A 12,439-nucleotide genomic window follows, 5' to 3' on the forward strand; every position below is an offset into this window, starting at 1 on the left:
CTGTCGGAACCCGGGACCAAGCGCAGGATAACCCGACAGTGCAAACCGAAAATCTGACGATTTTGTTTGTTGATATCGCTGGCTTTACCGCCACCACCAATCGTCAGTCACGCCGGCAAAATGCCTCCTTGCTACAAAATTTTGAAAGCCTGCTGAAGCCACAAATCAAGAAATTTTCCGGCCAGTTAGTCAAATCAATTGGCGATGCGTTATTGCTGAGTTTCCGCTCCCCGACCGATGCCATGCTATGCGCCTGCCGCATGCAAGACCGGCTGGCACTGTATCGTCAGCAACACCCCGACGAGCATCCGATCGTGATCCGCATCGCCGCCCATCTCGGTGAAGTGCGGATCGCCCGGCACGATATTTTTGGCGAAGCGGTGAATCTGGCCGCCCGAATAGAAGCCGTCACACCGCCTGGTGAAATTTATCTGTCGGAAGCTGTTTATCTGGCAATGAATAAAACCGAGGTGATGGTACAGAGCGCTGGCCAGTATCAACTCGACGGCTTTGATCATCCACTGCACTTATACAAAGTCCAACAAGACCCATCTGTCGATTTACCCTTTGGCTCGCTGCAAGCGGAATTATTGCCGGCCTATGCCCAAAGGCGCTGGGCCGCGCTGGCATTGCTGCCGCTGCTGGGTTTGGGCGCTGTGGCAACTGTGTATCTGCGGGAGCAACCATTGGATCCGGCAACGTTGCCGGCCGCGACTATACGCAGTAGCCAGTATGTGACGCTCGACCTCAATGCGATTAGTGATAGCCAGCTCCCCGCTGAACACCGTTTTGGTCTGCAGCAAGCGCTAGAACAGGCGATCCAACGGATCCCGGGGTTGTATCTGGCCGCCGATGACGGAGCACGCCCGGCGGATTACAAGATACAAGTACAGCTGGACACGCGGGTGTTTCCGGCGCCAGCTGAATTGAAATTCATGCTGGAGCGGTCAGCGACACCGGCGAAGCTGCAGTGGGCTATTCAATGGTCCGGCCAGCAACAACAGCAGACCCTGCATCAGGTGCAACAACAACTGATCCAATTATTGAGTCAGGCCAGTGGTATGGCTGCACTCAGTCAACCGATGCCGGACTTTGACGTGCCGGACAGCTTTTATCAGCAATATCTGCAAGCCAGTCAATGGTTGCGACAAGGAGAACAAAGTCAAAACCCGCAGTTACTGGTGCAAAGCCGGGATCAGCTGCAACGCATCGTCACCGCATTGCCGGAATTTCGGGCGGGTCGGCAAGCGTTGTGCAACACGCTGCTGCATCTGTTTGAATGGCGGGAAGACCAGTCGCAACTGAGGGCTGCCGCGTCACATTGTCAGACACTGGTGCAAGGCCCGGCGGATAGCGATGACTGGCTGGCCTATGGCCGCTGGCTAGCGCTGCAACAGGATAAACAGGCTGCCAGCAAAGCCTTATTACAGGCATTGTCGACCAATCCAAAATCCGGTCAGGCCTATGCCCTGTTGTCGCGTTTGTATCTTCAGGATAACCAGCCACTGGAAGCGGAACTGGTGCTGAAGCGTGCAGTGTCGCTGCAGCCGGACTATTGGCCAGCGATCCAACTGATGGCGGTATTTCAGCTGGAACAGGGTCAGCTGCAGGCTGCGGTGGCCAATTTCAAAAAAGTGGTCCTGCTCGCCCCTGATAACGCCATAGCGTTGACCAATCTCGGCTCCGCCTATTTGTACAGCGGTCAGTTACAGGCGGCAGCCGATACCTATAAAGCGGCACTGCAAATTCAACCCGAACCTTTTATTCAGGCCAATCTGGCCACTGTTTATTATTACCTCGGCCGGCTGCAGGAAGCGATTACCCTGTATCAGCAAGCTTTAAAAACTAGTCCTGATGAATATGAATTTCACGGCAATATTGCCGATGCGTACCGGCAGAACCAACAAACCGATGAAGCCCAGCTGCATTACCAGCTGGCGCTACAGGCGCTGGCACAAAAGCCAACGCTGACAGCTCGTGAGCTGGCATTAAAAGCCCACTATTTAAGTGCGTCCGGCGACAGCATCAACAGCCAAAAGCAGATCAGCCTCGCACTGCAACAACAGCAAAACAATGCTGAAACCTGGCTGCTCGATGCGTTGATGAAAGCGCGTCAAGGTGATAACCCCGCAGCGTTGCTGTCAGCAAAACAGGCGGTTCAGCTCGGCTTTCCGGCGAAATTACTGGCGGTAGAGCCCGATCTACGCGCACTGGCAGATGATCCACAATTTCTGGCGTTGCTCAGTCAATGACCACCTATTAATCACAAGAAGGACGGGACCATGAAAAAAATATCGATGCAGTTATTACTCAGCAGTGTGCTGTTGTGCAGCTGGGGCGCTATTGCTAAGTGTGACAAAGATCGGGAAAGTCAGACCATTGAAATCAGCCGCAGCGGCGATACCATCGTGGTGGAGAACAAAGAGCTCAGTCAAAAATGTGTGGTAAAAAACAACAAACGGCATGACGAGAATACCGGCTCGCAGCTGGTGTGGTTGTTCCGGGATATCCCTTGCCCAAAAGGCCATTGCCGGGTGGAATTAGACGGCAATCCGGAGCTGAGTAAAGAAGTATTTAAATGCGACATTGGCAATGAGCAAAAAAGTCGTTGCCGGTTAAAAGTCAATAAACTGAAAAAACACTGCCGTACCATAGACCCGGGCGACAACAAAGAAAGCTGCGAATTTAACTACCGGATTTGGGTCGGTGATCAGGAAATCGATCCGACCATTATTATCCGGCCACGGCCGATGGCGGAATAACACACTACATCACTGACAGAACAGCCCGCCGCAACAACCCGCCACAGCGTCTGCTGCGACGGGCTGTTACGACAAAATCAATCCCGTATTTCTGTACGCAGCAGATTTTGTTGCAGGAATTCCTGCTGGCGTGGATCACGGATCGCCAGACCATCGCTTTGCAGTGGCGCGGCAGCCAACGTGGCTTGTTGGGCTGCTGCTTGCTGTGCCGCCGTCAGCACCGGACAGCTGTTATTGCCGGCATAAAACAGTGCCGTTTTCAGCATGCCTTCCTGTGCGTCGCCAAGCGGTTTGCTCAGATCATCAGCCACCGGACAGCCTTTGATATCCGCCGCAAAGCGCGGTGCCACAGCTGGCGTGAAGCCATCGGCATAGTCACCGAAACCTTTGGCATTGCTGCCACTGAACTGAATAGTGAAATATGTGGTACCGCAGTTGTCGGTTGGGTAAAAGCCATACGGCTTGCCACAGGTTTTACCGCCGATTTGGATCACTTCCACGTCGACGCCGCGCAGTGCATTGATAAAGGCTTCGCTGGCAGAGCAAGTGTTGTCAGTGGTTAATACAAAGATCCGGTTCAGGCTTAAATTGGGTAACGTCTGACCTTTCAATAATGCGCCAACATTGTAATCAATACGTTCCGGGTAAAATGGCGTTGGTTGGAGTGGTTGACCGGTCTCAGGATCTGTCGTCGGATATTTATCGTTAAATTGCAGCTTGTCAAAATAACGCGACTGGATCTGGTTTGGACCGCTGACCATATAACCAAATTGCGATGCCAGCGCCAGCAAACCACCCCCGTTGTAGCGCAGGTCCACCACCAGCTCGTTCACCGCGGCGGTGCGGAACTGTTCAACCGCACTGATTAACTGCGGCTGGGCGGCAGCGATGTGGGTATTAAACTGCAGATAACCGACTTTTTTATTGCCACTTTGCAACACTTTGACGTTATGCACCGGTACGGTGGATACATCAGCGGATACCAGCGTGTAGGACCGGCGCACACCATTGGCGTCGGCAAAAGTGAACTGGTGACTTTCACCAGCTTTGGCCGGGAATAACGCGGCATTCAGTTTATTGACACCATCTTGGGTGTTATCGTTAACAAAATCGACGCCATCCACTTCCAGTAATTTCGAACCACGGCCTAACGACGCCGTTGCCGCCGGACTGCCTGGCTCGGTGTACGCCACACTTAACTGCCGTGGTGGCCGGGTCGACGCAAAAATCCACTCGATGCCATAGCCGCTGCTAACCGCAGACTGCGTCTGCTTTTTATACTCGGCAGTGTCCTGATAAAAATGGAAATTGTCTTTCTGCGCACCGGAATCAGTTTTATTACCGCTTTTCAGCAGGTCAAAATAAGCCAGTGTACTGTAGTTGGCCGGATCCAAATCAGGCAGTTCTTTGTACCACAAATAGGTTCTATTGCTCCAGGAGCGCTGCCACAGCTTTTCATGCATCGCCGTGCCGGCTTTATCCGGATAGGCCGCACCACTGAATGGATCGGTGCCGGTGCGTGGCGCCGCGCAGAAGTTTTGCAACGTTGATTCAGCCGCATATTGACCGGCAACCCAATTGGGTGTTGTTGGTGTTGTGGTGCCGGTTCCCGGTGTAGTGCCTGTATTCGGTGTGCTGCCACCCGATGTCCCGCCGCCGCCGCAACCACTTAACAGGGTCAGACTCACTAACACAGCACTGCTGCATAACCACAGTTTCATAACTCACTCCTGATCTTTGAATTCCATAATTTCACTGGGCGAATGATAACAAAAAGTTACGAATAAAGTTAATCACTTGCTTTATATCAACGAGGCTTAATTTGACCCGGTCAAATAGTTGCAAAAATCGCCAAAGCTTCCGACACTGCATACTAGGGCGTGTTGACGTTTGGTGTTTGTTTTTGCAGCCGTTTGGCGGCGCTTTGGGCTTTGTGACCTGCATGGATGCAGGTCAGGGGCGAGAGCAGGACGCGGTAGCTTCACTCGTTGCTCACATAGAATCACTATGTCACGCGCCTCGTTTCGCGCCCAAAACGCCGCCACCTCGAACAAAACTTAATCACCAAACGCCAACACGCCCTAGTGATGTACAAGGAGCATAGTAATGACCAGTCTGGCACCGAGCCAAATCCTGCAATTGTTTCAGGGCGAAGGCAGCGTCAATCAGCGTTTAGCTGCGTTACATGACCGTGTACTGCAAACCATGCCAGCTATCAGCCGGATCGCCTGCGCCTTGTATGAACAACCCAATGACCTGCTGAAAACTTTTATCAACAGCACCCGCGAAGGTCAAGCCATCAGCGGATACGAAGCCCGCCTCAATGACTGTGGCGATCTGAAAGTTCTGGCAAAAAATGCCAGTTGCCGCGTAATAGACGATATCCCACTGCAGGTGCAGCCCGGTCATCAGCATTCTGACTGGTTGTTGTCACAGCCCTATCGCAGCTCCTTTACTGTGCCTATGTACGATAATGGTGGCTTTTTAGGTTTCATCTTTTTTGATTCGGCACAGCCCGGTTATTTCGATGCGCGGGTGCAACGAGATCTGCTGCTGTACTGCAATCTGATTAATATGGCGTTATCAGCCGAACTGTCTGCGGTGCGCGCTGTGCTGGTATCCGCGCAGGTCGCGCGGGAGTTTGTTGATTTGCGCGACTTTGAAACCGGCGCGCATTTAGAACGGATGGCGCAGTATGCGCGGCTGATCGCCAAAGCGGTCGCGGCTGAATATCAGCTAACGGATGAAACCATCGAGCATATCTATCTGTTTGCGCCGCTGCATGATATCGGCAAAATCGGCATTCCTGATCAGATCCTGCTCAAACAAGGTCCGTTGACTGCAGCTGAGCGCGCAGTGATGCAAACCCACGTCGAAAAAGGCGAGCAGTTGATGCACAAAGTGATTGGCGATTTTGGCCTGCATCACTTACCGGACTCACAAGTGATGCACAATATTGTGGCCTGCCATCATGAATTTCTTGATGGCTCAGGTTATCCGCGTGGCTTACGCGGCAACGAGGTTCCGATAGAAGCGCGCATCGTTACAGTTGCAGATATCTTTGATGCTTTGACCAGTCTGCGCCCATATAAAAAACCCTGGAGTGTCGAGGCCGCGCTACAGGAACTGCGGCGCATGGCCGGTGTGGGTCAGCTGGATGCAGTGTGTGTTGAAGCGCTCGCAGGGCAAGTCGCCGCAGCACAATGGATAGTGCAGCATTATGTCGATGTGATCACACCGGCAGAAGCAGCGGCTTCGACCTAACAGCGGCTCACCCGACCAACTGCCGCCAGTCCTGCCGGGCTTGCCACTGGGTGATCCATCCGGCCACCTGAGCTGCCGGCATCGGTTTGGCTACACCATAACCTTGTGCCAGCTCACACCCAAGCGCCAACAAGGCACTGGCATGCGCCATCGATTCGACCCCCTCAGCAATAACTTCCCGGTCAAATACCTGCGCCAACTGCACGACGCCAGAGACGATATTGTGGTCGTCCGGATCTTCCAGCATATCGCGGACAAAGCTTTGATCGATTTTCAAACAATGCACTGGTAACTGGCGCAGGTAGGTTAACGAGGAATAGCCGGTGCCAAAATCGTCCAAAGCAAAACGCACTCCGAGCGCCTGACACCGCAACAGGGCCTGTCTGGCGGCGGCTAAATCCTGGATCGCCGTGCTCTCGAGGATCTCGAGTTCAATCTGATCCGGGGTCAAAGCTGGCCATTGCTGCAGCAATCCCGTCAGTTGCCCGGCAAAGTCTTCCTGCAGCAAATGACTGGCGCTGATATTGATACCGACCTGAAGCCGGATCCCCTGTGACAACCAGTCCGCAGCCTGAGCAATTCCGGTTTGCAGCACAAATTGGCCAAAACGGTTTTCCAGTTCACTGCCTTCGATAAACGACAAAAACGCCGCTGGCGCCAATAACCCCCGCTGCGGATGTTGCCAGCGGATGAGCGCTTCCATGCCAACCACAGCGCCGCTGCGAAGATTCACTTTCGGCTGATAAAACAAGACAAACTGCTGTAATCGCAGCGCTTCTTCTAACTGCTCCAGCATCATCCGGTGTTCCTGCGCTTCGCGTTCGTGCGCCGGGTCAAACCATTGTATGCGGTTACGCCCGGCTTCCTTCGCCTGATACATGGCTTTATCGGCGTGTCGCAGCAGCGTATCGGGGTCGGCATTATCATCCGGGTATAAACTGACACCGATACTACAGGTCAGCGCAATCTCGATGTTATCCAGCAGCAGAGGCCGGTTCACGGCTTGCAACAACCTTTTGACGATATGATTGCCTTCGGGCAGTGCCGGCATGTCAGATAACAACACGACAAACTCATCGCCACCCGAACGGGCCAGCGTGTCATCGTGACGCAGCGCGCCCTGCAGCTGATGACTCAGCGCCAACAATACGCGATCACCAAAAGCGTTGCCAAACTGCTCATTGATTTGTTTAAAACCATCGATATCGATCAGACAGGCAGCGCAACGTTGCCCCATTTGTAAGGCGCGGATCAGTGTCTGATTAAAGCGGGTTAACAATAAGCGTCGATTTGGTAAGCCCGTTAAGGCATCAAAATTGGCGACTTTGTCCAGCTCGGCGGCATGAGCCTTCAAGTGACTGATATCGGAAAAAATTCCAATGTACTGGCGGATCTGACCTTGTGCACCACGCACCACTGAAATCGACAACATTTCGGTATAAACCACGCCATCTTTGCGTTTGTTGATGATTTCACCACGCCAGAAACCGTGTTGCTGCAATTGCAGCCACATTTGCTGGTAATAGGTTTTTTCATGCAGACCCGACGACAAAATCGCAGGTGATTTGCCCTGCACTTCGGCAGCACTGTAGCCGGTGATACGGCAAAAAGCAGGATTGACCCGCATGATCTGGTTATCCGCATCCACCAGCATGATGCCGTCATAACTACCGGCAAACATCATCTCCGCCAGTCGCAAGGCTTCTTCATTCTGCCGGCGCTGCTGAATATCAGTATGAGTTCCCGCCAGCAGCCGCGGCTTGCCATCCGGCGAAGTGGTGACGATTTTGCCGCGCGACAGGATCCAGCGCCAGCTGCCATCTTTGCAACGGGCGCGAAACTCGGCTTCATGCATCGGCTTCTCGCCAGCTAAGTGTTGCTGAATCGATTGCATCACTTGCGGATAATCGGCCGGGTGCAGCAGTTCAGGCCAATGCTCCGGTTGGATCTGCATTTCACCAGGGACAAACCCCAACATGGTTTCAAAACGTTCGCTGACCTGCATCCGCTGCAGCTGTATGTCCCACTCCCAGAACCCTTGTTCAGAACCTTCCAGCACCCGTTGTAGCAAACGTTTCTGCCCGACCATTTCGGTCACATCCCGGGCAATACCAAAAATACCACTGAGTTGCCGGCGATGATCAAACAGCGGCCCCTTACTGACCGAGTACAGCCGGCAGCTGCCATCGGCTTGCTGCAGTTGCTCCTGAAAATGCAGCACCCTGCCCTGTTGCATGACTTTGGCATCATTTTGCTGCCAACTGACAACCTGTGTCGGATCTGCCAGCTCCACATCGGTACGGCCAATAATCTGCGCAGCTTCCAGGCCAAATGCGCGACACGCCGCCTGATTCACCAGCTGATAACGCCCCACGTTGTCTTTGGTAAACACGACGTCATCAGTGCCTTCAATGACCGCGTCCAGTAAGCGCTGCTGATGCCCGGCATGCCGGGCGGAATTGCGCAGCAACTGACACAACCAGCTCACCGTGACGCCATTGATAATTAAAAACAGCCACTGCAATTGAATGTACAAGCTCTGTTCGGCACCAGTGAGCGCCCATCGGGCGATCCAGGCGACGGCCATTGTCGACAGCAAAGTGGCAAATAAACCCGGACCAAAACCACCTAACACAGCAGCCAGAATGATTGGCAACAGTTGCAAAATCATCATGGGTTTTTCGGCAATATCAACAGGCAACAGTAAGCGAAATGAAATCATCAGACTCACCAACACCCCTGCCACCAGATAATCCCGCAATTTGCTTTGGCGATGAGTCAGCGGCAAGACGTTAGATTCAGGATGAAAAGACTGCGGAACGTTTTTCAGCGCTAACGAGAGTCCTACTGCAGTCACCAGTACAAACAGCATGCCCTTGAGCATCGAGACCATCAGTAATTGTTCAGCGCTAATCACCAGTAGCAAGAGATGATCGGACAGGAAAATCCAGCTCAGGGCCAACAGCACATAAGCCAAAACGACGGCGACAATATATTTTTGGCGATGAGACAAAGTACAGACTCAAAACTGGGACAATGCGCAAGAATAATGGACAGCCCACCTTCCTACAAGTTTCGATAGCAGATACAGCAGCGGTCGGACCATTGCGATAAGCCGATATCCTGTTACAAAAAGCCTGCATCAAACTGTCGTCAACCAGCGAAAACTGCTTTAGCATCAATGCATCGCAGTCATAGAAATGGAGATATTCAGATGCAGCGTCTGCAACAACTGATCGCCGAATTCAGTCGGACCGATCAGGTCGATCCCAGCCAAAGTATTCTTAGTAAACATCAGAAAATGGCGTTAAACCCATTTCGCTTTTTACGCGGCAGTTCCGGTTTGTTTTATGCGGATATTCAATCAGGTCTGCTCAAGCTGCCGCCTGCATTAGTGCAGCAGGTGCCATTCACCACAGTCATGGGCGACTGTCACATCTCTAATTTCGGCTTTTTCACCGAAGATGGCAGTTATGGCCAGCGGGTGATTTTTGCGCCGAATGATTTTGATGACGCCTGTATTGGCCCGGCGGTGTGGGATTTAAGCCGCTATATCATCAGCCTGCTACTGGCCGCCGACTATTGTCAGGGCCTGACGTCAGGGCGCTATCAGAGCGAAGATGCGCCGGATTTGGCCGGCTTAACTGCCGCCAGCGCTGATGATGCCAAAGACGCTGCCCGTGATTTCTTAAAAAGTTACCTAGACTGCTGCGCCGCGGTGGCAAAAGATGCCGAATTCCGTTTCAGTACTCAGGATGATTTCCCGAAAAATCATGTGCTGAAACCATTCCTGAAAAAAGCGATTAAGCGCTCCGCCGCCGGCAGCGATTTTCTGAAGAAAAGTACCTTAGCAAAATCCGTCGATATCGCCGCCAGACCGCTGCAGTTTATCGCAGATGCCGGCAAGTTCAGCCGGATTGACGCTGAGCGTTATCAGCAGCTGAAACAGGCGTTTGCGCCTTATGTGCATGATGAGATCCTCGACATTGTCACCCGTCACGGCGCAGGCACCGGTTCGCTGAATATGCAGCGCTACTACTTGCTGGTGGGACCGCTGGAAATCGGTTCCGATGCAGATTTGGCGCTGTGTCAGGTGGTCGAAGTGAAACAACAGCGCCGCTCTGCACCGTTATTTTTCTTTCCGGATTTAAGCCCGGTGAACCGGCTCAATGACGCGCATTTGACTGTCGATTGTCAGCGCCTGATGCAGCGCCGGCCAGACTCAGTATTGGATGAAGTACAGTTTGAAGGCGCGCACTATCTGGTGCGCTCGCTGCATCATGCTAACGTTGATGTAGACCCGGAAGATGTCTGTTTACAGCCGCAGTCGCCCGGCAAAGCGCTAAGTCAGTTTGCCGCAGCCTGTGGGCATGCGCTGGCACTGGCGCATAACAGAGCGGACCGTCGCTCTGCCCGATTTGCTCAGCAAATGCTGGGGGTGATGGCAACCAGCCACGACGCTTTGATGCAGGCCTGTGCCGACTATGCCCGCCAGCAACAGGAAGACTGTCAGTTGTTGGCGACGCTGTTAAAACAAACGTCAGAGCGGGTCGAGCGTCAGCAATAATCGCGGAGCAATGCCTGGTGGCGAACGGTGCCAGACGGCTGCCGCAGCCGGCCAGGCTGACCCTTTTAACACAGCGCTGTCGCCAACATTTAAAGCGCCGGTGTCATCGTCATTGTCCGGACCTGCCCGCCACTCGGTGGCAGGACCGGCATAAGTCACCAGCATCCGCAGTGCTACGTGGTCAGTATGAAAACGCGGGCACATGGCACTGCGTAAAGCTTTGAGCCGCACGCCAATATGTTCGGTATCCATCAGGCAGGCCAGCATCTGTGCCTGTAACACAATGTCCCGGCACAGCGCGTCACTGCCTGGCATCTCTGGCACCGCATACTGCAACAGCACCGGTAATTCATCCACGTGGCTCTGGCGCTGCAGCGCAAAAGCCGGACGTGCCGCAAGCTGCGCTGCACACCACAACAATTCTGCGTCTAATTGCCGCTGCCACACCGCCAGATTCACCTCCGGCAACAAAATATCGCTCAGGACGTCCGCTGCGGCACTTTGCCGGATCTGTGCTTCGAGCGGCTGAAACTCAGTGAACATCATCTTGCTGAAATGGGTTGTCATACAGTCGCCAGGCTGCAGGACCTGAAGCGTACTCGTCGTCAGTTAACAGGCAGGCGGCTAACTGGCTGCGCATGCCGGCTTCATCCAACCCCTGACCGATAAAGACTAACTCCTGGCGGCAATCGCCATAGTCGCCGCTAAACTGGGCCTCAATTGCGGCCCTACTTTCCGCGTCATCCGGCCATTCCTGTGCCGGAACCGCAAACCAAAACAAACCTGCCATACCATAACGCGCAATACCGCCGGCCTGATGCCATTGCCAGGCATATTCAGGCTGCGCGGCCAGCCAGAAATAGCCTTTTGAGCGCAGTAAACGACCTTGTGGCCAATCCTGATGGAAAAACTGATGCAGACGCTCTGGATGAAACGGCAATCTGGCGACAAAACTAAAGCTACTGATGCCATATTCTTCAGTTTCCGGCTGCTGTTCGCCGCGCAACACCTGCAACCAGCCTGGCGCTTGCTGCGCTTTGGCAAAATCAAACAAACCGGTGCCCAGCACTTTGTCCAGCGGTACCCGGCCATGCTCAGCATATTCAATCCGGGCCGATGGATTGAGCTGGCGCAGTACTGCCGTCAACGCATCCAGCTCGGCTTGGGTGACCAGATCGGTTTTACTGACCACCAGCACATCACAGAACTCCACCTGATCAATCAACAGATCTGCGACGGTGCGCTCGTCGTCTTCACCCAGGTGTTCACCACTGTCCGCCAGTAAACGGGCTTGTTGATACTCGGCGATAAAATTCACTGCATCGACCACTGTCACCATAGTATCCAGCCGGGCGATATCAGCGAGTGTCTTGCCGTCTTCGTCGGTGAAAGTAAAAGTTTCAGCGATAGGTAAGGGTTCGGAAATGCCGGTGGATTCAATCACCAGATAATCAAAGCGCCCTTCCCGCGCCAATGCTTGCACTTCGACTAACAAATCTTCCCGCAAAGTACAGCAGATACAGCCGTTGCTCATCTCAACCAATTTTTCTTCTGTGCGATTGAGCTGAATTTCTTTTTGCACGGCGTTGGCGTCGATATTCAGCTCACTCATGTCGTTGACGATCACTGCGACCTTGAGGCCAGCACGATTTTGCAGAATATGATTTAACAATGTGGTTTTACCGGCGCCTAAAAAGCCCGATAACACGGTGACTGGTAACAATGGCGGTTGGTTATGCATCACAGCAGCCTGCTCGATTTTAAGATATGTTATACTATAACAATACCTGCATCGATGCCAGCCCACTACGGTTGCCCCCGTACAGACTAAACCCGGTTGGTCTGA

At 53.3% G+C, this 12,439-nt stretch carries 8 protein-coding genes; 4 read left to right on the plus strand and 4 right to left on the minus strand.

The features are described from left to right. Positions 1 to 38 precede the first annotated feature (38 nt). The gene (locus ACFFJP_RS14325) at positions 39 to 2,252 is read left to right on the plus strand and encodes a tetratricopeptide repeat protein (protein WP_377245354.1); all 2,214 of its coding nucleotides are present in this window, start codon (positions 39 to 41) and stop codon (positions 2,250 to 2,252) included. Between the two features lie 30 nt (positions 2,253 to 2,282). Then, positions 2,283 to 2,762, plus strand: a complete 480-nt coding sequence (locus ACFFJP_RS14330; RefSeq protein WP_377245357.1) for a hypothetical protein — start codon at positions 2,283 to 2,285, stop codon at positions 2,760 to 2,762. A gap of 77 nt (positions 2,763 to 2,839) precedes the next feature. Here ACFFJP_RS14330 and ACFFJP_RS14335 read toward each other — a convergent pair whose 3' ends face one another. Next, a complete protein-coding gene (locus tag ACFFJP_RS14335) occupies positions 2,840 to 4,483 on the minus strand; it encodes a S41 family peptidase (RefSeq protein ID WP_377245360.1) in 1,644 nt (547 codons plus the stop codon). Positions 4,484 to 4,868: 385 nt separating this feature from the next. Here ACFFJP_RS14335 and ACFFJP_RS14340 point away from each other — a divergent pair, with 385 nt between their 5' ends. Then, positions 4,869 to 6,026 carry an HD-GYP domain-containing protein gene (locus ACFFJP_RS14340; protein WP_377245363.1) on the plus strand — a complete coding sequence of 386 codons (1,158 nt, stop codon included), beginning with the start codon at positions 4,869 to 4,871 and terminating at the stop codon, positions 6,024 to 6,026. 7 nt (positions 6,027 to 6,033) lie between these two features. Here the strand turns inward: ACFFJP_RS14340 and ACFFJP_RS14345 are convergent, their stop codons facing one another. Beyond that, positions 6,034 to 9,039 (minus strand): EAL domain-containing protein, encoded by a 3,006-nt coding sequence (locus ACFFJP_RS14345; RefSeq protein ID WP_377245366.1) that lies wholly within the window; start codon positions 9,037 to 9,039, stop codon positions 6,034 to 6,036. Between the two features lie 201 nt (positions 9,040 to 9,240). Here ACFFJP_RS14345 and ACFFJP_RS14350 point away from each other — a divergent pair, with 201 nt between their 5' ends. Next, the gene (locus tag ACFFJP_RS14350) at positions 9,241 to 10,593 is read left to right on the plus strand and encodes a DUF2252 family protein (RefSeq protein WP_377245369.1); all 1,353 of its coding nucleotides are present in this window, start codon (positions 9,241 to 9,243) and stop codon (positions 10,591 to 10,593) included. On the opposite strand, the gene ACFFJP_RS14355 is transcribed toward ACFFJP_RS14350, so the two are convergent. Then, on the minus strand, positions 10,567 to 11,160 hold the full coding sequence (locus tag ACFFJP_RS14355) for a DUF1826 domain-containing protein (protein ID WP_377245372.1): 594 nt from the start codon (positions 11,158 to 11,160) through the stop codon (positions 10,567 to 10,569). The two genes, ACFFJP_RS14350 and ACFFJP_RS14355, sit on opposite strands and share 27 nt — an antisense overlap. Continuing rightward, positions 11,126 to 12,334 carry a zinc metallochaperone GTPase ZigA gene (zigA, locus tag ACFFJP_RS14360; RefSeq protein WP_377245375.1) on the minus strand — a complete coding sequence of 403 codons (1,209 nt, stop codon included), beginning with the start codon at positions 12,332 to 12,334 and terminating at the stop codon, positions 11,126 to 11,128. The genes ACFFJP_RS14355 and zigA overlap by 35 nt, the downstream gene beginning before the upstream one ends. Positions 12,335 to 12,439 lie beyond the last annotated feature (105 nt).

Origin of the sequence: Rheinheimera tilapiae (assembly GCF_042432165.1) — a bacterium.
Taxonomy (GTDB): domain Bacteria; phylum Pseudomonadota; class Gammaproteobacteria; order Enterobacterales; family Alteromonadaceae; genus Pararheinheimera; species Pararheinheimera tilapiae.